The organism is Pedobacter riviphilus, from assembly GCF_014692875.1.
GTDB classification, from domain to species: Bacteria; Bacteroidota; Bacteroidia; order Sphingobacteriales; family Sphingobacteriaceae; genus Pedobacter; species Pedobacter riviphilus.
This window is the reverse complement of sequence record NZ_CP061171.1, coordinates 4255264-4278077: the sequence shown is the minus strand read 5'-3', so window position 1 is coordinate 4278077 and position 22814 is coordinate 4255264. Positions and strand designations below refer to the sequence as shown.

The window sequence follows — 22814 nt, the reverse complement described above, 5'->3', positions numbered from 1 at the left end:
CGCCAAACAAAAAAATATTGCGATAAGCGGATGGCAAATAAATGCCAAGCGCCATGCGCTAAGCACTAAACATTTACAAAAAGATATAAAGTAAAATTATGGTAGAGGTAAGACCAGACGAAGTATCGGCAATTATCAGACAGCAATTGGCGGGCTTCAAATCAGAAACCGAACTGGAAGAAGTTGGTACCGTGTTGCAAGTGGGCGACGGTATTGCCCGTGTTTACGGTTTAACTAAAGTTCAATCGGGAGAATTAGTTGAATTTGCAAACGGCCTGCAAGGTATTGTATTAAACCTTGAAGAAGATAACGTTGGTGTGGTACTTTTGGGTGCTTCAGACGAGATCAAAGAAGGAGATACCATTAAACGTACCAAAAAAATTGCCTCTATTAAAGTTGGTGAAGGTATGCTTGGCCGCGTAGTGAACACTTTAGGTGAGCCTTTAGATGGTAAAGGTCCAATCTTAGGTGAAACTTACGAAATGCCTTTAGAGCGTAAAGCACCAGGTGTAATTTACCGTCAGCCGGTAAACGAGCCTTTACAAACTGGTATTAAAGCAATTGATGCAATGATTCCAATCGGTCGTGGTCAACGTGAGTTGGTTATCGGCGACCGTCAGATTGGTAAAACTGCCGTTTGTATCGATACCATTATCAACCAAAAAGAATTTTATGAAGCAGGCCAGCCTGTGTTCTGTATTTATGTAGCTATCGGCCAGAAAAACTCTACTGTAGCTAACATTGTACGTACACTGGAGGAAAACGGTGCTTTACCATATACAGTTGTTGTTGCTGCTTCGGCTGCAGATCCTGCTCCAATGCAGTTCTATGCGCCGTTTGCAGGTGCTGCGATTGGCGAATTTTTCCGTGATACTGGTAAACCAGCTTTAATTGTTTATGATGATTTATCTAAACAAGCTGTTGCTTATCGTGAGGTATCTTTATTACTTCGTCGTCCACCGGGCCGTGAAGCTTATCCAGGAGACGTTTTCTACTTACACAGTCGTTTGTTAGAAAGAGCTGCAAAAATCAACGCTAACGATGATATCGCTAAAAACATGAACGATTTACCTGAGTCGATTAAACACATCGTTAAAGGTGGTGGTTCATTAACAGCTTTACCAATTATCGAAACTCAGGCAGGTGACGTATCAGCGTATATCCCAACCAACGTAATTTCGATTACCGATGGTCAGATCTTCTTAGAGTCTAACTTGTTTAACTCAGGTATCCGTCCGGCTATTAACGTAGGTATCTCGGTATCACGTGTGGGTGGTAATGCACAGATCAAATCGATGAAAAAAGTAGCAGGTACTTTAAAATTAGATCAGGCTCAATACCGCGAGTTAGAGGCTTTCTCTAAATTTGGTTCTGACTTAGATGCTGCAACTAAATCGGTATTAGATAAAGGTGCACGTAACGTAGAAATGTTGAAACAAGCACAGTTCTCTCCGTTTACTGTTGAGAAACAAGTTGCAATTGTTTACGCTGGTACTAAAAACTTAATGCGTAGTGTTCCGGTTAACAAGGTTAAAGAATTTGAAACTGAATTTTTGACCCAATTGGAATTACGTCATCCAGAAACTTTAGCGGCATTAAAAGCTGGTAAATTTGATGACAGCATTACTGGTGTTTTAGATACAGTAGCAAAAGAGATTTCAAGTAAATACTAATTAGATACAAGTAATGAGTATCAAGTATCAAGACAGATAAACGAATCCATTCTTGATACTTGACACTTAATACTCGATACTTAAAAAATGGCTAATTTAAAAGAAGTAAGAAACCGGATTGCATCGGTACAATCAACACAGCAAATCACCAAAGCTATGAAAATGGTTTCGGCGGCTAAGTTGAAACGTGCTACCAACGCAATTATCGCTTTACGCCCTTATGCAACTAAACTGAAAGAGATTTTAGGTAATCTATCAGCAAGTTTAGAAGGCTCTTCATCACCTTTTATCCAGGAACGTGAGCCCAATAAGGTTTTAATTGTTACTGTATCATCAAATCGTGGTTTGGCTGGTGCTTTTAACATGAACGTAATTAAAGCGGCCAACAATTTAATTGCCGAAAAATATAGCGAACAGTTGAAAAACGGTAATGTGAGCATTATTTCTATCGGTAAGAAAACTCAAGACTTTTATGAAAAGCGTAAATACAACGTTATTGGCAACAATAACGAAGTGTATTCGGCTTTAACTTTCGAAAACGTAACCAAAATTACGGATGCGATTATGGCCGGTTTTATTAAAGGTGAGTTTGATAAAGTAGAAGTAGTTTATAACCGTTTTAGAAACGCAGCAGTGCAATTTATTACTACTGAGCAGTTGTTGCCTCTGCCTAAAGCAGAAGAAACGCCAACGGATCTAAAAACTGATAAGAAAACAACAAACGTTGATTATATTTTAGAACCTTCTCAAGAAGAAATTGTAGAGCAGTTAATTCCTAAATCAATTAAAATCCAGTTGTACAAAGCCGTGTTAGATTCTCATGCTTCTGAGCATGGTGCACGTATGACATCAATGGATAAAGCAACTGAAAATGCTGGCGAATTATTGAAGGCCTTAAAACTCTCATATAATCAGGCACGTCAGGCAGCAATTACAACTGAGTTAACTGAGATTGTAAGTGGTGCAGCAGCATTGAACGGATAACATTTAGTTTGCAGCTCACAGTTTTGAGTTAGCAGTACGTATTGGTTATATAAAATACAAAACCCATTTCTTAATTGGAATGGGTTTTTTGTTGTTAATACAGTCTGTAATCCAAAATCATTATGGTTTTTATGGATTATTGAAAAAAAGAAGCAATAATCTTTTGCCGCTGAACCTAAGTGAAAGGGTTAAAATAAAATCCTCTAACTGTAAATAAGCTTATACTGAAGCAGAAACATTAGCCCTATCGTAAGCGGTAGCAGAAACTTTTCAAACAGTTAAAATTTTTATAAAACATAAAGCCCGCCTCGGTTAGGAACGGGCTTTGTGTTTTATACTGATTGTTATAAATTCCCAAGTGTAGAACTAATTCCTAGTTCCCCATGTGCGCCAAGCTGAATTTTAGTATCGTTATTTACTGATAGGATGTTATGCATAGAATCTTTTTGCCAAAACATATCATCAAAACGAAAAGCTTTTCCTTTCGCATTGCCACTAATGTTTGTAAGCTGCAATAAATTTCCTGTAGCCTGTAATTTAACATAAATAGTATCAGAGAGCCCATTTGGCTTTAATACTGATCTCACTGTATTAGCAGGTAGGTTTACATAAGAATTCAGATCCAGGTCGAAGGTGCTGTTATTTTTAATTTGGTAACTGATATCTCCGGGAAGTACCCTTACTTTTATCTTACTAGTCTTGTTGTAAACGGTCAAAGTCACTTCAAAAATGCCAGAAGTTTTGTACTGATGTTCAGTTTTACTTCCCTTGGTTTCAATAGTTCCATCGCCGTAATTCCAAACATAATTGCTACCTGCAGTTGCATCTTTTGCATTAAGCTCAATTGATTGCGTTAAATACAATGACTTTTTATTAATGTTAAAATCGGTTGTACTAATTTCTGGATTAGATTGTTTCTTGCAAGCCGCTAGAAAAAATAGGGCAATAGCTAGCCCTAATAAGGTTTTAGATTTCATAATAATGATTTTATTTGTGTGTACTCAAAACTAATAAATTTCTATAACTAAAAAATTAATAGATGAACTATTTGTGATTTTTTGTTGTGAATTTATCGTAATATGATTTAAATGATGTTTAAATGAATGCTGCATCACAAGAGTTTATATCTTTGAATTTTAATTCCAAATCATGAAAAAATACCTATTCATCATTATATCGTTTGTGCTGCCATTTGCTGCTGTGGCTCAAAATCCAGCGAGAGACTATACCAATGCGGTGCTTTGGCAACAAAGCTCGGGCGAATACCGCGCCTTATGTTTCCAAGCTTACAACTTTGCCCGTTTATCATTAAAGGAAGCTTTATGGGCCGATACGAGTAAGAAGCCAAATTGTGTGATCGTAGATATAGACGAGACGGTTTTGGACAACTCGGCTTTTCAGGGACATGAAATTAAGAAAGGACTGAGTTACTTGCCTGCAGATTGGACCGAATGGACGAATCTGGCCCAGGCCGATACCGTTCCTGGGGCTTTGGCTTTTTTAAAGTTTGCAGCATCAAAGCATATCGAAACCTTTTATGTGAGTAACCGCGATGAAAAAGATTATACAGCAACATTGAAAAACCTGCAACACTTTGGCTTTCCTTATGCAGATGATGCACATTTGGTAGTCTCGAAAGGAACCTCAAATAAAGAACCTCGCCGCCAAAAAATTACGGAAACGCATAATATCCTTCTGTTATGTGGCGATAATTTAAGCGATTTCAGCAACATTTTTTATCGCGAAAATAAAAATACCTTTGAAGAGGTAAATGCAAATCAGAACCTATTTGGAACAAAGTATATCGTATTGCCAAACCCCATGTATGGCGATTGGGAAAAGCCTTTGTATCAGGGAGAAAAACTTAGTGATAAAGATAAAGCGAAACAAAGATTAGAACGATTAAAAAGTTACTAAGTTTTATAATTATTCAGCAATAAGTATTACTTTTGCAGTATCATAAAAATAAACATTATGGAGAACAACGAATTAAAGCACAATACAGAAAGTATGAAAACGGCTAACCAGCCAGGAATTTATAAATTAATGATTTTTGGTGTACTGGTTTGCATGGTAGGTACTTACGCGCGTTTCGCTTACGATTCGTGGCAGGTATCTTTAGCATCCTGGATTGTTTTGTTCATCGGTGCAATTATTGCCATTAAAGGTGTATTCAAAATATTAGACGCTTAAGCGTTCTACTATCAAAATATAAAGCCGGTTATGTTCATTCATCACCGGCTTTTTTGTTTTATATGCCCTGTCAAAACCTGAGAAGTTTACATGGTTAGGATAAAGAATAAAATATTTTTTTGAAAACGTTTGGTAATCTGTTAATGGCGGCCTGTAGTCCTGCTATCGCTTCAAGTCCTCACTCGTGCCTCGTTGTGGGCTTTTCGCTTTATCAGGTTTAATAACAGCAGTTCTGTGTTACAAACCCTCTACGCAGTTTAAGTTACTTGGGGCAACCTTTCCGCACTAAACCCGACCGCTTCTGTATTTGCTTTTCAAAAAAATAAAATAGGTTTTCTGATACCAATGGCTGTTTTGCTGGAAATGTAATCTTCTTTTTTTGAAAAGCAGGGTCCTGTGGTTATCGGTTCCGATAGTCCTGCCATCCGCTTTACCTCCCTGCGTTCGGTGCTCGCTCCTGTCAGGTTTAAATTACTTAGGCAGACCTTTCTATCCTAAACCCGACAGCCGCGGCAGCCCCCGATTCTTCATCGGGGCTAAAGCAAATGACGGGGCTGCTGTAGCCCAATCGCTTCTGTATTTGCTTTTCAAAAAAATAAAATAGGTTTTCTGGTACCAATAACTGTTTTACTGGAAATATAACTTTCTTTTTTTGAAAAGCAGGGTACTGTGGTTATCGGTTCCGATAGTCCTGCCATCCGCTTTACCTCCCTTCGTTCTGTGCCCGCTACTGCCAGGTTTAAATTACTTAGGCAAACCTTTCCTATCCAAAACCCGACAGTTCTGCGGCTTTCGGTTTTACATTGTGACTGTCATTTTTGTTTTTGCCTTTTTACTTTATGGAAATGTAGGCTATATAACATCTCTATATAAACAATTTGTTTTTTGGGTTACCTAAATCACTTTGTAGTATTAAGTGAAAAGAGCGTTACAAACCAACCCAAAACGCAAAACTTCTAATGGCCATTTGAAGCAGATATTTAAAATGATTAATTTTTTAGAACCACTGAATCATGAAAAGGAATATAATTGCTATAGCCATAGTTTTAACAATTTTTGGCTGCCAAAAATCGAATGAAAAGTATGCCAGCTCCGAAGCTATCGTCGCGAATGAATTAAGAGTGCCTACAGATAGTACAAGTACAGCTAAAATTATTAAAACTGCTGACATGCGTTTTAGGGTTAAGAACGTTCAAAACACCAAAGAACAGCTCAGTAAAGCCATTAAAGCCGAAGGAGGGACTGTTGCTGAATTCTCGATCGAAAGTACCATCCAAGAAACTGATAAGGTTAAACAATCTACCGATTCGCTTAAAGAAATTACTTCCTATCGCACCCAGGGTTATCTCGTAGCAAAAGTTCCGTCGGAGAAATTGGATGAATTTACCAATACCATTGCAAAAATGGCGGTTTTTGTGGATAACCAATCGATGAAGATGGACGATCAAAGTATCGCCTATTTATCCAATAAGCTAAAAGCACAGAATCGGGTCGATGCGATTGAAAAGATCAATAAAGTAGCCTCGAAGAAAAGTGCCAATGTGGAATCTTCTCTTTACATCAAAGACGATTATGTAGACAAGAGAATCGAGAATATGCAAATCGATAGTCGCGTAAAATTCAGTACCATTACCCTTAATTTTTATCAGGATAATACCATTAAAACGATGATTGTTGCCAATGACAATCTGTACGATTACCGTCCGGCATTTATGAACAGACTTTGGTTGGGCATTGTAAATGGTTGGACAATTTTTAAAGAAATTATCATCGCAATTTCCAATTTATGGATGTTAATATTGGTAGGGATTGCAATCTTCTTCACTATAAAATATTTTATCCGTAAGAATAAATTAGCAATGGATGAAGCGACTAAAAATATGATTGATCGGGCTCGGCAATAATCATCTGTTCTATCAATTGTCAGTCTGGGCCTAGTCGAAGGCCATTACGTGTAGTAGATCAACACCGTCTTTCGAGGCTATCAATGATAGATTCTAAAATTGGGCGTCATTCCCGCGTATGCAGGAATCTTAAAGCTTATAGCATTAGGATTCCCAATCAAGTTGGGAATGACGATACCCCGGTACCCCAGGATGACATCGTTTTTAATTTATCTACTCAATAACATTATGGTGGCTCACCAACGCTCTCCATGGTTCGTGTTCGCACGAACCATTTTTTATAAAGTTTTTTTATTTATGGGCAACTGACTAACGCGATCGTCATGCTGAATTTATTTCAGCATCTTTCCTGCTAAATAGACTCTGAAATAAATTCAGGGTAACGGGAACTTGGAAATGAGAACTATTTCTTTGCCTTAACCGTGATACCTTTAACCTTGGTTTTGTTATCACTTACAAAAGATTCCCAGCCCGAATAGGTTTTGGATTTCCCTCCTGAGGTAATTTTTTGAAAAGAATGGCAAACGGCTACAGCCAAACCATCGGTGGCATCTAAAAACTCTGGTGTTTCCTTGAAATTTAACAAGCGTTGCAACATGGCTGCCACTTGCTCTTTAGTGGCATTTCCGCTACCCGTAATCGATTGTTTGATCTTACGTGGAGAATATTCAGTCACCGAGATATTTCTGGAGAGTGCAGCTGCAATGGCAATGCCCTGCGCCCGACCCAGTTTTAACAATACCTGAATATTTTTTCCATAAAACGGTGCTTCGATGGCCAGAACATCGGGCTTGTACTGATCGATCAAAACCACTGTTTTTTCGAATATCCGCTGAAGCTTAAGAAAAGGATCATCTAAATGGGTCATCTTTACCACGCCTAAACTGATCAGTTCTGTTTTATTTCCCTTCTCTAAAATTACGCCATAACCCATCACCGCAGTGCCGGGATCTATGCCCATAATAACCCGTTCCTTTTTTTCGTTCAACATTACAGCAATATTAAGCATATTTGCAAACTAAAAAGATAATCTTGACAGGCAAGAACAAAAAAATATTATCAATCTTCATCAAAGCTGCAATTGTAATATTTGCTTTTTGGTTTATTTACCATAAGCTGGTTGCGAATAAAAATCTGCACGATTTCAGTACTTTATTAAAAGATATCCCTCAGATAGAAATTATCACAATAATCGGGATAGTAGTGCTCCTTATGTTTGTAAACTGGTTTTTAGAGGCGGGCAAATGGAAATACTTAATGAGCCACATTGAGCCTATCAGCTTTTATCGTGCTATTGAATCGGTATTTTGCGGATTAACATTGGCCATTTTTACGCCTAACAGATTGGGAGAGTACGGAGGGAGGGTATTTTTCCTTTCGCCCAAAAGAAGGATTGTGGGTATTGTGGCCATGAGCGTAGGCAGTATCGGTCAGTTAGTGCTGACCAATGTTTTTGGAGCCGTTGCAGTCTGCTTTTTTGTATACCGTTTTATCCCTATCGATCCTGTACTATTTATTGCTCTGGTATTTTTTGCGGTAATTTTTTGCCTTTTTTTTCTGATCTTCTACTTTAATATCCGTTGGTTAAACGGGATTCTGCTCTCTATTAAATTCACCAGGAAATACAAGAAGTTTTACAGCATTTTAGGCCGTTACCGAAAAAGAGAGTTGTTTAAAATCATCACTTATTGTTTTGCCCGTTATCTGGTATTTAGCTCGCAATATTTCATTCTGTTTATCTGGTTGATACCAGGTTTGCATTATGCAGATATCATTATGATGACCTGTTTGCTCTTTTTGGTTCAATCAGCATTACCTTCACTTGATCTTTTTGATGTTGGTATACGGAGTGTTACTGCCGTTGAATTATTTAAACATGTAACCGATCAACATGTGGCTGTTATTGCATGTACTGCAAGTATATGGCTCATAAATATTATAATTCCTGCTATCTTAGGCACTTATTTCGTTTTTAAACTCAATTTTTTTGGAAATCTTAAATCTAATTAGTCTTATATCTGCTGCTCTAACCTTAATTTATGGTTTTTTGGTGCTTAATTTTATTAGAGGATGGCATAACCTGGTCTATTTTAGGCCACAAAAGTCAGATCCCCAAACCAAAGTTTCTATTATTGTTGCGGCAAGGGATGAGGAAGCGAATATCGCCAAAACCATTGATGATCTGATTGCACAGCAATATCCTAAAGCTTTAACAGAGATTATTATTATTGATGATCACTCTACTGATCGTACTAGTGAAATTGTATTGAGTTACGCAGATAGGAATGTGAAATTGATCAAACTAAATGAAGACAGGGCCTTAAATTCATACAAAAAGAAAGCTATTCAAACAGCAATAGGTAGCTGCTCTGGCGATCTGATTATTACCACTGATGCCGATTGCAGGATGGGTTCCGCTTGGCTGGCAACCATTGTAAATCTATACGAACAGAAAAACTATAAAATGATCTCTTCGCCAGTAGCTTATTTTCAGGAGAAAAGTTTCTTTGAAAGATTGCAATCTTTAGAATTTCTTTATCTTATTGGTTTAGGGGCTTCTACCATTGGAAACAAGCAACCATCAACTTGTAACGGTGCAAATCTGGCCTATGAAAAAATAACTTTTTATGAGGTTGGTGGTTTCCAGGGAATAGATGATCTGGCATCGGGCGATGATGAGCTACTGTTACATAAAATTGCAGCCAAATATCCAGATCAGATCGGTTTCCTCAAAAATAGGGAAGCCATTGTATACACCCATGCAAAAGAAACTTTAAGTGCATTTATACAACAACGTAAACGCTGGGCCTCGAAGAGCACCCGTTATAAAAACAAAGCCATTATTGTGTTGGGGGTACTGATTTGGATCTTTAACCTCACTATTCTGGCAAACTTTATCACCGGACTTTTTATTCCAGGGTTTTTAGCGATCACATTTTATCAATTATTGGTTAAAATGGTTTTAGAAACCTTATTTTTATGGGATGTAACCGGCTTTGCAAAAAGGCGCAGTTTACTCATTTTAATCCCTGTTTTAAATGTGTTGCATGTGCTTTATATGGTGTACATCGGCATTGCTGGAAACAGTGGAAAATACAATTGGAAAGGCAGAATGGTTAGATAATGGATAGTAGCCCATCGAAAAAAGTATGGTTAAAATTTAAGCGGAATAAATTTGCTTTTGGCGGATTAGCCTTTATTTTACTTTTGATGGTAATGGGTATTTTGGGTTATTTAATTATGCCTGATGATTCTCCAAATGCGAATGTGCAAACGCTCCAGTTAAACAAAAAGAAACCTGGCAGTACTTTTATTTTCTTAATCATCAACCGGAACCCCAATGTAGAAAAAGTTAACTTTTTCGAGAGAATGCTCCATGGGCAAACACCTACTTTTAAAAGCATCCCGATAACTTCTTACAAGATCAAAGATCAGGCAGTTTTTGTGCAAGAATATATTGGCGACGACGAAAAAGCCAAAGAAACAGTATACAGATTAAAAGATTTATGCCCCAGTTGTGTTTTACCTTCAAAAGCCGGCACTCGGCAAATTCTTTTCGAGAAAAACAATATTTATAAACAAAGCTATTTGCTGGGAACTGATATTTATGGGCGCGATTTATTAAGCCGGTTAATTTTAGGTATCAGAGTTTCGTTATCTGTAGGTTTAATGGCTGTTCTGATCTCCCTTTTTATTGGTGTAAGTTTGGGTGCAATAGCAGGTTATTTTGGCGGGCGTATAGATGCTGCAATTAGCTGGTTTATGAATGTTGTTTGGTCGCTACCATCCCTACTGCTCGTTATTGCTATATCGTTTGCTTTGGGTAAAGGTTTTTGGCAGATATTTATTGCGGTAGGTTTATCTACCTGGGTAGATGTTGCCAGATTGGTGCGTGGGCAGGTAATGGCTTTAAAAGAGGTCGAATTTGTAGAAGCAGCAAGAGCCCTGGGTTTTAGTACAAGCAGAACCATTATCAAACATATATTACCGAACATTGCAGGGCCAATTTTAGTGGTAGCCTCATCTAATTTTGCTTCGGCCATATTGCTAGAAACCGGACTAAGCTTTTTAGGTTTTGGTGCGCAGCCACCCATGCCAAGTTGGGGGAGTATGATTAAAGAACATTATGGTTATATCATTATGGACGCCGCTTATCTTGCCATTTTGCCTGGTTTAGCTATTATGCTTACCGTTTATGCTTTTAATGTACTGGCCATAGGCTTACGAGATGCCTTCGATGTAAAAGGGCAAAATGTAACGGTTTAATCAGTATCATAAAAAAAGCAGTACCAATTACGATACTGCTTTACCCTTAAAAACAAAAGCTTAGGCTGTTGCGGTTAGTGTATTTCCTGAAACAGTAAGCGGATAAACTTTTAGTGCACTCGTGGTGCCACCATCATTTGGTTGGGCTAAAATGCTTCCCGAAGTGCTATACCTCGAACTATGCAAGCCACATTGAATGTAGTTGCTGGCCTGGATGAAACTTAATGCACCGCCCTGGTGTGGGCAAACCGCTTGTGTGGCTACAAATGAGGTAGTGGTATTCCCTGCAGCGGTACGGATAAACAATATGCTGTTTACGGTGAGCGATGCACCAATTGTTAGTAATTGTGTGCTCAGATCTACGCTAGCAGTAGTTCCGGAAGGAACACCGCCACCGTTTGGTTTGCTGGGTTCTGGTGCATCACTTTTTTTACCGCAAGCAGAAAAACAAGCTCCGGTACAAACCATAGCAACACCTAGTCCCAATGATTTGATAAATTCGTTACGTTCCATAATGATTTAGTTTTTATTGGTTGGTTTTTGATCTACTTTGCTTTCTTCTTATCGAAAGAGAACCTTCGGGCAATACTAAAGCCCCAACGGTATTGTCCCTTAAGCCAGGAAGTATTAGTATCGGTAATAAATTGCGACTCCTGTATAGCTGTGGCGTTGGTGAAATTAAGGTGGAAAATATGACCGCCAGTTTCAAACTCCAGTCCGGCACCAAGTGTCTTATAATACTGTGTCCCTAATGTGCTTTCGAGATAAGCCTCTTTATTTTTATCCCTGAACGGAATGGTATAATCGGCCACAAAGGCCATACGTTTGGTAATTTTGATACGACCACCAACCGACAGCGCGAGCATGTCGTTCTGATCGCCAAAAACAGTAAAGTTGCGGTGTACGTACGATGGCATTAACAATACCGAGAAGTTTGAATTAAATTTACGGGCAATTACGGCTTGCACCACGTAGGTCAAACGGTCCTGGAATTCGCTGAATGCATTTGCTGCAGTAGGGTCTGTTGAGGCTTTCGTTGCCGAAAGGGTAGTACTGCCAAATAAAGTTACCGCAACAGGTACCTTATCATCAGCGGTTTGCTCCAGCAAACGATATTTTAAGTTTCCTTCGTAAAGCTGTGTTACTACACCGGCTCCTTTTGCCCTTGATAAACCTACCGAAAGTCTATCACTGATTCCGTATTCAAAACCAATACGGATATCTGTTGACTGATCCAGTCCAAAAAAGTTTTTGGTACCACCTGCGCTACCTGCAATATCGCCAAAACGGTGATCTACCCTAAAATCAAGTTCATTTTTATAAATGGTTTCATTGGTTTGGATGTTGATCAGTTTGGTAGCCTTAAAAGTAGCCTGTACATTCTTTTTTTCGGCGGGTAGCTGTAAAGCATTCTCAAGCGAATCTTGTGCAGATGCCAAATACGGCAAACAGATCGCAAATAGGTATAACAGAGATTTTAGATGATATTTCATGAAATTTTATTTTTTAGGTTGATAAATAGCAGTCATTTTTACCTGTATGATTTCTGCAATCTGTTTAAAAACGATCGTTGGGATTTTGATATCATGATCGGCCAGTTTTACATTGAATGTAGAAGTGGCTTTTGCTTCATCGCCGGTAATTACCAAGGATCCTTTTGTCGTATACTCTTTGGTTACGCCATGGATCTGCAGGTTGCCCTTAACCGTAACAGGATAAGTACCTGGTTTCGAAAAATCGATCTGTTCTACAATTTTCCCTTTAAAATCAGAAGTAGGGAACTTATCACTTTCCATATAATTTTCGTTAAAATGCTCCTGCATCAGTTTTTTCTTAAATTGAAAAGAAGTATTATTGATTTTGAAAATGATATCGTTGGTTTTGGTATTAAGTGCCGAAGCACCTGTTTTACTCTGTGCATCGATATCTTCTACAGGTGTTGAAGAAAAAAACGAAGAATTAACACTTTTACTTACCCAAATCTGGGCTTTTATGCCTGTGCATAAAAATAGGGCTGTTAATGTGAAAAATAATTTTTGCATCTGTAATGTATTTAAGTCCTTAATAAAACCGGCGTCAATTTCGATTGCCTATTCTGGCATGCCTTTATCAACCCAGGCTTGTAATAGCTCTCTTTCGCTAACAGTTAGTGATCCGCCTTTTGGCATTGTTTTGGTAACCAGGACAGAATTAGCTACACGTGCATCATTTTTTATAGAAGCTAAACCATTTAATGCCCATACCCCTTTCACTCCTCCATTAGGCCCATGGCAGCTGTTACATTTGGTTTGAAACAATGCCCCGGCAAAATTTGAGTAGGTTACATTCGTTGTGGTTACAGGCGTTGGGCCATTGGGTGTTGGTGTTTCTGGCTTTAATTCTTCTGCTTGTTTTTTAGAGCAGGCAAAAAGCAAGGCGGTAATAGCGGCTAATAAAAAGATTGAATTTTGTTTTTTCATAGGTATTTAATTAAGATTAAAATTGGTGATAGATTCATTTCTATATCCTCATGTCTGATTGTGGTGCAACTGAAATTTTTTGTGGCGATGGCCGATTTTTTCAATGTATATTCTGTTTATTTGAAAGCATAACAGTTTTTTTAATAACCATGGTTATGTAATTTCTACTGAAATCTTAATCGTTACGTAGTTTTATCAGTAATGGTTGCCCGCAATAAAAAAAAATAAAAAAAGCCGTTCCGATTTTACATCGGAACGGCTTTCGAGATAGATTATATCTAAAACCTAGTTGAAATCTTCGGCCTTTAATGGCGGATTGATTTTTATATCTTTAAAAGAAGTTTTCACCTGCCAGATTTGCAGGTACGGCAGGACTACAATTTCCCAACTGTAAAGCACCACTCATTTCAAGTTAATTTGCTAGAGCACTATCAAAAATTAATGCTTAATATGGAGGTGTATTTCTACATAAGCTATAGCAAATTTCCCGTACAGTTGCATCTTCAGTAGCATTCATGCACCCAACAAAGCAATCAACCATTAGCAAATCAATGGCTGTTAAGGGTGGTGTATTTCCGCCAATAACTTCTTTCAATTCTGATCTTGTAAGTGGTTTTAAATTTTTCATCTTGTTTTTTTAATACTAATTATTACTATAAATTTTTTGACCAAGTTAATAAATAGATTATTATGTCAATCTTATGTTAAGCATAAAAACATCCGCTTTCTGCATAAGTTTATGCAGAAAGCTAGTATGATAATTAATTATCTTTAAGGATGAACGGAGTTAAATTAGAAAGAATGGAGTTGAAAGGACTATATAGTTGTGAAAACATACGGAAGTACAGAGATGAAAAATGCTATAGCCAAGAATATGTTGCTAGGCAACTTGACATCCAACAAAGTACCTATCAAAGAATAGAAACTGGAAAGGTTAAGATTTCGACAAATCGTTTATCGCAATTGGCACGTATTTTTAATAAACCAATAGAAGCTTTTTTTGGAACAGGGATAAAAATAAGTACTGATGATTTTGATAATGAGATAAATTTAATGAGAGAAATTATAACTCAAAAAGACGATAGTATACGAATACTTGAAGAAAAAATTTTTAGAAGAGATAACAAAATAAAGGAATTGAAACGACAAATAGAAGAAAAGGCAAAGTAACTACACTTTGCCTTTTCTTCTATTTAATGTTTAGGCTTCTTAAAAAATGATTAATTACTTTTTAAGAGGATTAGAAAAACTATCAAACTGATTTACAGTAAATCCTGCTTTTTTCAATCCTGCTTCAAAAGCATCGGTTTTACCAACAATTACAACACGCGTATTATCGTAATTGTAATATTTCTTGGCAACCCTTAAAATATCATCAGTGGTAACTGCATTTACTTTTTGTAAATAAGTGCGGTAAAAATCCTTCGGTAAGTTGTTAATTAAAATGTTACTCGCAAAGCCTGCAGTACGTGCCGGATTTTCTAAACCCAATGCAAACGATCCATTGAAAAGATTTTTAGCATTCTGTAATTCTTCAGCAGTAACCTTTGTCGTGCGGATGGTGTTAATTTCTCTTAAAAATTCTACTACTGCACTGTCAACTTTCTCATTTCTAACAGCTGCGGTAGCCGAAAATTTAGATTGGAAACGGCCTGAGCCTGTGCTTGAGTATGCACCGTAAGTAAAGCCATGTTTCTCGCGGAGGTTATCAAATAATCTCGATTCAGAGCCACCACCTAAAATCTGGTTCGCCAATAATATTGGAAAATAATCGGGGCTGCTCATTGGCAGGTCGATTAAGTTCACAACCGTAATTTCAGATTGAACTGCGTTGCTCACATTAACGATGTCTACTTCTGTTTTGGCAGGATTAGCAACTTTAGTAAGTACTGGTAAAGTTAAGGCAGTGCCTTTCCAATCGCCAAAGGCTTTCTCTGCGAAAGCTTTGGCAGCTTCTGGTTTAATATCGCCTACAAAAGTTAAATAACCTCTTGATGGGGTAATGTATTTCTTGTAAGCCGCTTTTACATCGTCTAAAGTAATGCCCGTAATAGAAGCCTCGGTTTCAAACTCTCCATAAGGATGATTTTTGCCATAAGCCAATGCATTTACCACACGTGCTGAAATAGCTTTCGCACTTTTCTCGTTAGATTTTAACCCAGTAATGGTTTGCGATTTTAGTTTTTCGAAAGATTCTGCCGGAAAAGCAGGTTTACGGATACTCTCGGCCATTAAAGCGAATGCCTGAGGGAAATAACGGGTTAAAGCAGAAGCACTGCCGCCATAAGAACCAGCACCTACATCGGCACCTAACTGATCTACTGCCTCATCAAATTGTGCTTTGGTCTTAGTTGTGGTTCCCTCGTTCAGCATATTGCCCATCAAACCAACAACGCCCGCTTTTGCACCTTCGGTAATAGGACCTGCATCGATACTATAACTTGCTGATACTTTTGGCAATTTATGGTTTTCTACAACCAAAACAGTGATGCCATTTGCTAATTTATAAATAACAGGATCGCCAACGGTAATAACAGGTGCTGGACCCGGTTTTGGCTTGTGGCTTCGATCTATTGTTTGTGCTGAAATACCTTGAGCCAATAAGGAAATTGCAGCTATAATAAATAATTTCTTCATGTTTTTAATAATTAAAATGAAAAAGCAATCTGCTTATTTCTTAGGTAAGTAATACAATACAACTCTTTGGTTTTTGTTCAGGTACTTTTTAGCAACGTCTCTGATCTCCTCGCGGGTAATGGATCTAATTACCTCTAACTCCTTGTTAATATCGTTTGCATCCTTATCGTGGAAAGTATATCCATTCGCCAGGTTTTCTGCAACACCCAGCATTTTACTGTTTGCACTTACATAGTTGTTTTCGAATTTATTCTGCAGTTTTTTATAGTCGCTTTCGCTAATTAAATCGGTTTGAAGGCGTAAAACTTCTTCGTCAATATCTTTTAATAAATCGTTAAGCGGAGTATTTTTATTGGGTAAGGCCAGGGTGATATAAGCACCATAATCTTCAAGCGAATAGTTAAAAGCCGCAACCTGTAATGCCGTCTTCTTTTGATCAACCATTTTGGTACTTAACCTCGAGCTTCCGCCTTCTGATAAAATAGAGCTGATCATCCCTAAAACCTTGCTCTCTCTGCTTTTCATACCCGGTACGCGGTAAGCTGCAAAGATAGCGGGGATCTGGATATTGGCATCGTAAGCAGTATCGATAATTTCTTTGGTGATTTCTGGTAATTTGAATTCTTGACGAACAACGGGTGCACCTTTAGGCACTTCGGCAAAGTAAGATTTTACCAAAGCTTTAGTCTTGTCTATATCTAAATCGCCGGCAATGGTTAAAACTGCATTATTGGGTACGTAGTATTTTTTAAAGAAAGCAATAAACTCGCTCAGTTTTGCAGCATCTAAGTGCTCCATTGATCCAATCGGTTGCCAACGGTATGGATGACCATCAAACAAATGAGTGAAAATTTTCTCGGTAAATTTTCCATACGGCGCGTTGTCTATGCGTAAACGTTTTTCTTCTTTTACGACTTCATTTTGCGTTTTTACTCCACTTTCGTTAATTACCGGATGCAACATTCTTTCGCTTTCTAACCATAAACCGAGTTCTAATTGGTTTGATGGAAAAAGTTCATAATAAAAAGTACGGTCTTGAGTAGTATTGGCATTGTTTTGTCCACCATTACTGCTCACCAGCTTCATAAACTCCCCTTTTTTAATATTTTCAGAACCTTCAAATAACAAATGCTCGAAAAAGTGAGCAAAGCCTGTGCGTTGAGTTTCTTCGTCTTTAGAGCCAACATGGTACATTACTGAAACGGCAACAACGGGAGCGGTTTTGTCTTGGTGGAGGATAACATGGAGACCATTGTCCAGGTCGAATTCGGTAAACTGTACTTTTTGGGCAGAAGCACTTAAGCACAGACCGGAGATGGCCAAAGCAAAAAGAATTCTTTTTTTCATGAGGTTATAATTGTTTTTTAATGGTTTATGAAGCTATCATTAGCATATTTTTTTGTTATTTATAATTAACATGCTTATGATGGTTTCATAGATAATTTGTTTTTAATGATTAGAAATAATCAAAGGCGAAAGCGGGCAATTATTTCATTAATAAGTTAATTTGGATTTTTCACTAGCGTGAAACAATAATAAGAATGGCCTAAAATATGAGATTTAAACAAAAAAAGCGAGTATTTACACTCGCTTTTTTTAATAATATTTTATCTCCAGGCCTTGTATTGGTTAATTAAGCCGTTGGTAGAACTGTCGTGGCTCGAAACTTTTTCGTTGCCCGCCAGCTCCGGAAGAATCTTTTTGGCCAATTGCTTGCCCAGTTCTACTCCCCACTGGTCGAAACTAAAGATGTTCCAGATAATTCCCTGAACAAATATTTTATGTTCATAAATGGCTACTAAGCTGCCTAAAGTATATGGGGTTACTTTTTTTAATAATATTGAGTTAGTCGGACGATTGCCTTCGAATACTTTAAACGGTGCAATTTTTTTAATCTCTGAATCAGATTTACCTTCCTTCTTTAATTCGGCTGTTACTTCTTCTTCTGTTTTACCATTCATTAAAGCTTCTGTTTGTGCGAAGAAGTTTGATAGCAAAATTGGATGATGATCGCCCAATGGGTTTAAGCTCTGTGCCGGAGCAATAAAATCAGCAGGAATAATCCGGGTACCCTGATGAATTAATTGATAAAAGGCATGTTGACCATTTGTACCTGGTTCGCCCCAGATAATCGGCCCGGTTTCATAATCAACTTCATTACCGTTTCTATCAACATGTTTACCATTGCTTTCCATGTCTCCCTGTTGGAAATAAGCAGCAAAGCGGTGCAAATATTGGTCGTAAGGTAAAATAACCTGTGTTTCTGCATTATAGAAATTGATATACCAAACGCCTAACAAACCTAAAATTACAGGCAGGTTACTTTCAAATTCGGCAGTTTTAAAGTGGTTATCTGTTGCGTGTGCACCAGCCAATAGTTGTTTAAAATTGTCGAAACCTATACTTAATGAGATAGATAAGCCGATTGCACTCCATAAAGAGTAACGGCCGCCAACCCAATCCCAAAACTCAAACATGTTTTCGGTATCGATACCAAAAGCAGAAACGTCTTTAGCATTGGTAGATAATGCTGCAAAGTGTTTAGCAATATCACTTTCTTTACCGCCTTTTTCTAAAAACCATGTACGGGCAGAGTGTGCATTCGTCATAGTTTCTTGTGTAGTAAAAGTTTTTGAAGCTACCAGGAATAATGTTGTTTCTGCATTTAAATCTGCTAATGTTTCGGCAATGTGTGTGCCATCAATATTCGAAACAAAGTGAATATTTAAATGGTTTTTATAGTGTTTTAAAGCTTCGGTAACCATTACCGGACCTAAGTCTGATCCACCGATACCAATATTGACCACATCTGTAATAGCTTTGCCGGTATAACCTTTCCATTCACCGCTAATGATGCTATTGCTAAATTTCTCCATTTTAGCCAATACTGCATTTACTTCTGGCATTACATCCTTACCATCAACTAAAATCGGGGTATTGCTTAAATTACGTAAGGCAATATGAAGCACCGAACGGTCTTCGGTTTCATTAATTTTATCGCCATTATACATCGACTTTATCGCTTCATCTAATTTACACTCGCGTGCCAGTTGAATTAATAGTGCTAATGTTTCATCGCTGACGCGGTTTTTGCTGTAATCCAGCAGAATATCCTCAAAAAAAACAGAAAACTTATTGAAACGATCTGCATCCTCAGCAAAAAGATCTTTAATGCTTTTTTGATTAATATCTATAAAATGATCGGCTAAATACTTGTAGGCCTTAGTTTCTGTGAAATTTACTTTAGGTAACATAATCTTTGTTTTTTTGTAAAAGTAATAAAGCAAAAATTTAAAATGGTCTTTTTAATGTTCTAAATCAATAAGAATTTTTAATGTCGATTAAACACTGTAACTTTAATACAACGTCCCTGTTAGTACATCAATTATTTTAACCTTTAATTCTACGTCATGTTAGAAAATTTAAATGAAATGGTGCGTGAAAACGTACAGGAAAGTGTTGTAAACAATACAGCTATTCCGAATGAACAAAATGAGGCCGTAATCCAGGCTGCATCTGGTTCTATTTTCGATACGCTGAAAGATCAGGTATCATCAGGTAATATTGGTGCATTAACCGATATATTTAATGGTAACAAAGCGGAAGGTACCCAGGTTGCTGAGCAGGCTTCGGGGAGTTTTGTGGATAAATTGAGTGGCTTGGGCATTAATGCCGATACGGCAAAGTCTTTGGCTGCAAGTATTATTCCGGGTTTGATTGCCAAGTTTACCCAAAAAACAAACGACCCGAACGATAGCTCTTTTAATCTTAAAGATGTTTTGGGAAGTTTGGGCGGCGATGATGGTAAATTTGATGTGGGTGATATAATCGGGATGTTTAATGGCGGCGGACAAGCGCAACAACCTGGCCAAACAGGTGGTGGCATTATGGATAAGCTGAAGGGAATGTTTAATTAAATATTTACTGATTTTTAGGATTTATTTCCTTCAGATTTACCTGTAAATATATACTTAAGAAGAGTTGTCGGCTTTTAATAGCAAAAGGCCATTAAAGTTGACAACTCTAAAATCTATTTTGTAAACCTTAGCTTCGATACCTGCAGAGGTACTGCTATTATCTGTTCAGCTAAGATCAAATTCCATCTCTCCTTAAAATTGTTTAGCTTAGGGCACCTAAACTAAATCATTCATTTATGAATATGAAGAAAATATTCCTGATCGGTTTTTCACTACTGGCATTAAATTCTTTTGCCCAAAAATCAGATTTAAGACCATTGGTTTCGAAAAAAGCTGATGCCATAGAACAAAAAGTAATTGCCTGGAGACGCGATTTTCACGAACACCCTGAATTGGGAAATACTGAAGTAAGAACAGCTGGTATTATTGCAAAACACTTAGAATCGTTGGGCATACAGGTAAAAACAGGTGTGGCCAAAACAGGAGTAGTTGGTGTGCTAAAAGGAGGTAAACCCGGGCCAGTAGTTGCTTTGCGTGCCGATATGGATGGTTTGCCGGTTACCGAGCGGGTAGATGTTCCATTTGCATCGAAAGTGAGAACACAGTACAACGGACAAGAGGTAGGTGTAATGCATGCCTGTGGGCACGATAGCCACGTGGCTATTTTAATGGGTGTAGCAGAAGTGCTGGCTTCTATGCAAAAAGATATTCAAGGGACGGTGAAATTCATATTTCAACCTGCTGAAGAGGGCGTACCTGCCGGAGATGAAGGTGGGGCAGCGTTAATGATTAAGGAGGGCGTACTTGAAAGCCCTAAGGTTGATGTAATTTTTGGTTTACACATCAATTCTCAAACCGAGGTCGGCGACGTAACTTACCGTCCGGGCGGAACAATGGCTGCTGTAAACGATATGAAAATTACCGTTACCGGCCGACAGGCGCATGGAGCTTACCCATGGAGCAGTATCGATCCGGTGGTGATTTCGGCTCAGATTATCAATAACCTTCAAACCATTGTAAGTAGAAATTTAAATGTGACCGAAAACCCGGGTGTAGTTACCATTGGTGCTATTAATGGTGGTGTACGCTCGAACATTATCCCCGAAAAGGTAGAAATGTTGGGCACGGTACGCAACTTTAGTAAAGAAGATGAGGCCATGTTTATCGAACGTATAAAAACCATCGCTACCAAAACGGCCGAAGCAGGTGGGGCTACAGCCGAAGTTAAAATCCCCTACAGTAATCATTATCCCGTTACCTTTAATAACATTGCGTTAACCGAAAAGATGTTGCCAAGTATGGAGGCTACAGCAGGTAAGGACCATGTGAAATTAAAGCCTCCCGTTACTGGCGCTGAAGATTTCTCTTTCTTTCAGGAAAAGGTGCCAGGCTTATTTGTGTTTTTAGGAGGAATGCCAAAAGGTAAAGATCCTTTAAAAGCGCCGTCGCACCATACCCCCGATTTTTATCTTGATGAAAGCGGCTTCGTATTGGGTGTTAAATTACTTTCTAATCTTACTTTAGATTATATGTTGATGAAGAAATAGGAGTGGTTCACTCGCTCATTTGTCATTAGTTAATTAGTTCTGGTGCCTGCTGGATTAATAAAGAAAATTGATTAATAAACAGTAAGGGGTCAGTTTAATTGAAATCGCTTTCCGCCATGCATTATGCTCAAAGCGATTTTATATATTTGTTGCCATGACCAAAGAAAATATTCAAGATTTAAGGGACAGAGTAACGTCGCTGAGGAGGTATCTTTGACGTTGATGAGCTACTTTACGCCATCCGCGAAGAAGAAAAATTAACAATGGCGCCCGATTTCTGGGACGACCCTAAAAAAGCAGAAAAAATTCTTGCCGAAATCAGTTCAAAGAAAAAATGGACGGATGGCTTTAACCAAACCAATAATGCGGTTGAAGATGCTGCAGTAATGTTCGAATTTTTTCAATCGGGTGATGCTTCTGAAAAAGAATTACAAGACCAGTTCGAAATCAGTAAAACTGCCGTAGAAGAGCTGGAACTTAAAAATATGCTCCGTAGCAAAGAAGACCAGCTTTCTGCCGTTTTACAGATTACTGCCGGAGCCGGTGGAACTGAAAGCTGTGATTGGGCTTATATGCTGATGCGCATGTATATGATGTGGGGCGAAAAGAACGGTTATAAAATTACCGAACAGGACAGCCAGGAAGGGGAGGTTGCGGGCATAAAATCGGTAACACTCCAGTTTGATGGCGATTTTTCTTATGGTTACCTAAAAGGCGAAAATGGGGTGCATCGTTTGGTTCGGATTTCTCCATTCGATTCGAATGCCCGCAGGCATACATCTTTCGCTTCTGTTTATGTTTACCCCTTGGTTGACGACAGCATACAGATTGATATTAATCCTGCTGATATAGAATTCGAAACATTTAGGGCTGGTGGAGCAGGCGGACAAAATGTAAATAAAGTTGAAACAGCTGTGCGTTTATACCACAAACCATCGGGTATTATTATTAAAAACCAGGAGTCGCGATCGCAGTTGCAGAATAAAGAGAATGCCATTCGTTTATTAAAATCTCAATTATATGAAATTGAAGAACGGAAACGTAATGAAGCTATTGCTGCGGTAGAGGGATCGAAAAAGAAAATTGAATGGGGCTCGCAGATCAGAAGTTATGTGCTCGACGATAGAAGGGTAAAAGATCATCGGACCAATTATCAAACCTCCAATCCTGATGCGGTTTTAAATGGCGATATTAACGGGTTTTTAAAAGCATATTTAATGGAATTTTAAAATAA

At 38.1% G+C, this 22814-nt stretch carries 22 protein-coding genes; 12 read left to right on the top strand and 10 right to left on the bottom strand.

Annotated features, from left to right (window positions below):
• Window positions 1–98 precede the first annotated feature (98 nt).
• Window positions 99–1673: a F0F1 ATP synthase subunit alpha gene (atpA, locus tag H9N25_RS17510; RefSeq protein WP_167297190.1), complete on the top strand. Its 1575-nt coding sequence runs from the start codon at window positions 99–101 to the stop codon at window positions 1671–1673.
• 87 nt (window positions 1674–1760) lie between these two features.
• On the top strand, window positions 1761–2657 hold the full coding sequence (atpG, locus tag H9N25_RS17505) for an ATP synthase F1 subunit gamma (RefSeq protein WP_190326706.1): 897 nt from the start codon (window positions 1761–1763) through the stop codon (window positions 2655–2657).
• 344 nt (window positions 2658–3001) lie between these two features.
• Here atpG and H9N25_RS17500 read toward each other — a convergent pair whose 3' ends face one another.
• On the bottom strand, window positions 3002–3634 hold the full coding sequence (locus H9N25_RS17500; RefSeq protein ID WP_190326705.1) for a PKD domain-containing protein: 633 nt from the start codon (window positions 3632–3634) through the stop codon (window positions 3002–3004).
• Window positions 3635–3806: 172 nt separating this feature from the next.
• Between H9N25_RS17500 and H9N25_RS17495 the strand changes: the two genes are divergently transcribed.
• From H9N25_RS17495 to H9N25_RS17485, 3 genes are all read left to right on the top strand, one after another.
• Entirely contained in the window at window positions 3807–4574 is a 768-nt protein-coding gene (locus H9N25_RS17495; RefSeq protein WP_190326704.1) for a 5'-nucleotidase, lipoprotein e(P4) family, read from the top strand.
• A 57-nt stretch (window positions 4575–4631) separates the two neighbouring features.
• On the top strand, window positions 4632–4850 hold the full coding sequence (locus H9N25_RS17490; RefSeq protein ID WP_029278686.1) for a hypothetical protein: 219 nt from the start codon (window positions 4632–4634) through the stop codon (window positions 4848–4850).
• 1013 nt (window positions 4851–5863) lie between these two features.
• Window positions 5864–6754 (top strand): DUF4349 domain-containing protein, encoded by an 891-nt coding sequence (locus H9N25_RS17485; protein ID WP_190326703.1) that lies wholly within the window; start codon window positions 5864–5866, stop codon window positions 6752–6754.
• 403 nt (window positions 6755–7157) lie between these two features.
• On the opposite strand, the gene ruvC is transcribed toward H9N25_RS17485, so the two are convergent.
• Window positions 7158–7745: a crossover junction endodeoxyribonuclease RuvC gene (gene ruvC, locus H9N25_RS17480; protein WP_190326702.1), complete on the bottom strand. Its 588-nt coding sequence runs from the start codon at window positions 7743–7745 to the stop codon at window positions 7158–7160.
• Between the two features lie 41 nt (window positions 7746–7786).
• Here ruvC and H9N25_RS17475 point away from each other — a divergent pair, with 41 nt between their 5' ends.
• The 3 genes from H9N25_RS17475 to H9N25_RS17465 are packed head-to-tail and all read left to right on the top strand — an operon-like array spanning window position 7787 to window position 11020.
• The gene (locus tag H9N25_RS17475; RefSeq protein ID WP_190326701.1) at window positions 7787–8764 is read left to right on the top strand and encodes a lysylphosphatidylglycerol synthase domain-containing protein; all 978 of its coding nucleotides are present in this window, start codon (window positions 7787–7789) and stop codon (window positions 8762–8764) included.
• Window positions 8742–9878, top strand: a complete 1137-nt coding sequence (locus H9N25_RS17470; RefSeq protein WP_190326700.1) for a glycosyltransferase family 2 protein — start codon at window positions 8742–8744, stop codon at window positions 9876–9878. Before H9N25_RS17475 ends, H9N25_RS17470 begins: the two co-directional genes overlap by 23 nt.
• Complete coding sequence (locus H9N25_RS17465; RefSeq protein ID WP_190326699.1) at window positions 9878–11020, top strand: ABC transporter permease; 1143 nt, start codon at window positions 9878–9880, stop codon at window positions 11018–11020. Before H9N25_RS17470 ends, H9N25_RS17465 begins: the two co-directional genes overlap by 1 nt.
• A 60-nt stretch (window positions 11021–11080) precedes the next feature.
• Here H9N25_RS17465 and H9N25_RS17460 read toward each other — a convergent pair whose 3' ends face one another.
• The 5 genes from H9N25_RS17460 to H9N25_RS17440 form a co-directional block, all read right to left on the bottom strand.
• Window positions 11081–11533, bottom strand: coding sequence for a QcrA and Rieske domain-containing protein (locus H9N25_RS17460; RefSeq protein ID WP_167297181.1), 453 nt, complete (start codon window positions 11531–11533; stop codon window positions 11081–11083).
• Between the two features lie 32 nt (window positions 11534–11565).
• Window positions 11566–12513, bottom strand: a complete 948-nt coding sequence (locus H9N25_RS17455; RefSeq protein WP_190326698.1) for a DUF5777 family beta-barrel protein — start codon at window positions 12511–12513, stop codon at window positions 11566–11568.
• 6 nt (window positions 12514–12519) lie between these two features.
• Window positions 12520–13062, bottom strand: coding sequence for a YceI family protein (locus H9N25_RS17450; RefSeq protein ID WP_167297179.1), 543 nt, complete (start codon window positions 13060–13062; stop codon window positions 12520–12522).
• Between the two features lie 48 nt (window positions 13063–13110).
• Complete coding sequence (locus tag H9N25_RS17445; protein ID WP_190326697.1) at window positions 13111–13479, bottom strand: c-type cytochrome; 369 nt, start codon at window positions 13477–13479, stop codon at window positions 13111–13113.
• A gap of 445 nt (window positions 13480–13924) precedes the next feature.
• The gene (locus H9N25_RS17440; protein WP_190326696.1) at window positions 13925–14107 is read right to left on the bottom strand and encodes a bacteriocin-like protein; all 183 of its coding nucleotides are present in this window, start codon (window positions 14105–14107) and stop codon (window positions 13925–13927) included.
• Between the two features lie 149 nt (window positions 14108–14256).
• Here H9N25_RS17440 and H9N25_RS17435 point away from each other — a divergent pair, with 149 nt between their 5' ends.
• Entirely contained in the window at window positions 14257–14649 is a 393-nt protein-coding gene (locus H9N25_RS17435; protein ID WP_190326695.1) for a helix-turn-helix domain-containing protein, read from the top strand.
• A 54-nt stretch (window positions 14650–14703) separates the two neighbouring features.
• Here the strand turns inward: H9N25_RS17435 and H9N25_RS17430 are convergent, their stop codons facing one another.
• The 3 genes from H9N25_RS17430 to pgi all read right to left on the bottom strand — a co-directional run bounded on the left by H9N25_RS17430 (window position 14704) and on the right by pgi (window position 19370).
• Window positions 14704–16116, bottom strand: coding sequence for a M16 family metallopeptidase (locus tag H9N25_RS17430; protein ID WP_190326694.1), 1413 nt, complete (start codon window positions 16114–16116; stop codon window positions 14704–14706).
• Window positions 16117–16149: 33 nt separating this feature from the next.
• Complete coding sequence (locus H9N25_RS17425) at window positions 16150–17463, bottom strand: M16 family metallopeptidase (protein ID WP_190326693.1); 1314 nt, start codon at window positions 17461–17463, stop codon at window positions 16150–16152.
• A gap of 260 nt (window positions 17464–17723) precedes the next feature.
• Entirely contained in the window at window positions 17724–19370 is a 1647-nt protein-coding gene (gene pgi / locus H9N25_RS17420; RefSeq protein WP_190326692.1) for a glucose-6-phosphate isomerase, read from the bottom strand.
• Window positions 19371–19526: 156 nt separating this feature from the next.
• On the opposite strand from pgi, the gene H9N25_RS17415 reads away from it, so the two are divergent.
• The 3 genes from H9N25_RS17415 to prfB all read left to right on the top strand — a co-directional run bounded on the left by H9N25_RS17415 (window position 19527) and on the right by prfB (window position 22809).
• Window positions 19527–20033 carry a hypothetical protein gene (locus H9N25_RS17415; RefSeq protein ID WP_167297174.1) on the top strand — a complete coding sequence of 169 codons (507 nt, stop codon included), beginning with the start codon at window positions 19527–19529 and terminating at the stop codon, window positions 20031–20033.
• 242 nt (window positions 20034–20275) lie between these two features.
• Complete coding sequence (locus tag H9N25_RS17410) at window positions 20276–21580, top strand: amidohydrolase (RefSeq protein WP_190326691.1); 1305 nt, start codon at window positions 20276–20278, stop codon at window positions 21578–21580.
• A gap of 154 nt (window positions 21581–21734) precedes the next feature.
• Window positions 21735–22809 (top strand): peptide chain release factor 2 gene (gene prfB, locus H9N25_RS17405; protein WP_167297170.1). Its coding sequence is split into 2 segments (ribosomal slippage): window positions 21735–21794 and window positions 21796–22809, totalling 1074 coding nucleotides; the frame shifts between segments, so codons are not numbered across the junction.
• Window positions 22810–22814 lie beyond the last annotated feature (5 nt).

Coding starts and splice junctions, on each gene's coding strand:
- atpA (WP_167297190.1), top strand. CDS start 99: ATGGTAGAGGTAAGACCAGACGAAGTATCGGCAATTATCAGACAGCAA.
- atpG (WP_190326706.1), top strand. CDS start 1,761: ATGGCTAATTTAAAAGAAGTAAGAAACCGGATTGCATCGGTACAATCA.
- H9N25_RS17500 (WP_190326705.1), bottom strand. CDS start 3,634: ATGAAATCTAAAACCTTATTAGGGCTAGCTATTGCCCTATTTTTTCTA.
- H9N25_RS17495 (WP_190326704.1), top strand. CDS start 3,807: ATGAAAAAATACCTATTCATCATTATATCGTTTGTGCTGCCATTTGCT.
- H9N25_RS17490 (WP_029278686.1), top strand. CDS start 4,632: ATGGAGAACAACGAATTAAAGCACAATACAGAAAGTATGAAAACGGCT.
- H9N25_RS17485 (WP_190326703.1), top strand. CDS start 5,864: ATGAAAAGGAATATAATTGCTATAGCCATAGTTTTAACAATTTTTGGC.
- ruvC (WP_190326702.1), bottom strand. CDS start 7,745: ATGTTGAACGAAAAAAAGGAACGGGTTATTATGGGCATAGATCCCGGC.
- H9N25_RS17465 (WP_190326699.1), top strand. CDS start 9,878: ATGGATAGTAGCCCATCGAAAAAAGTATGGTTAAAATTTAAGCGGAAT.
- H9N25_RS17460 (WP_167297181.1), bottom strand. CDS start 11,533: ATGGAACGTAACGAATTTATCAAATCATTGGGACTAGGTGTTGCTATG.
- H9N25_RS17455 (WP_190326698.1), bottom strand. CDS start 12,513: ATGAAATATCATCTAAAATCTCTGTTATACCTATTTGCGATCTGTTTG.
- H9N25_RS17450 (WP_167297179.1), bottom strand. CDS start 13,062: ATGCAAAAATTATTTTTCACATTAACAGCCCTATTTTTATGCACAGGC.
- H9N25_RS17445 (WP_190326697.1), bottom strand. CDS start 13,479: ATGAAAAAACAAAATTCAATCTTTTTATTAGCCGCTATTACCGCCTTG.
- H9N25_RS17440 (WP_190326696.1), bottom strand. CDS start 14,107: ATGAAAAATTTAAAACCACTTACAAGATCAGAATTGAAAGAAGTTATT.
- H9N25_RS17435 (WP_190326695.1), top strand. CDS start 14,257: ATGAACGGAGTTAAATTAGAAAGAATGGAGTTGAAAGGACTATATAGT.
- H9N25_RS17430 (WP_190326694.1), bottom strand. CDS start 16,116: ATGAAGAAATTATTTATTATAGCTGCAATTTCCTTATTGGCTCAAGGT.
- H9N25_RS17425 (WP_190326693.1), bottom strand. CDS start 17,463: ATGAAAAAAAGAATTCTTTTTGCTTTGGCCATCTCCGGTCTGTGCTTA.
- pgi (WP_190326692.1), bottom strand. CDS start 19,370: ATGTTACCTAAAGTAAATTTCACAGAAACTAAGGCCTACAAGTATTTA.
- H9N25_RS17415 (WP_167297174.1), top strand. CDS start 19,527: ATGTTAGAAAATTTAAATGAAATGGTGCGTGAAAACGTACAGGAAAGT.
- H9N25_RS17410 (WP_190326691.1), top strand. CDS start 20,276: ATGAAGAAAATATTCCTGATCGGTTTTTCACTACTGGCATTAAATTCT.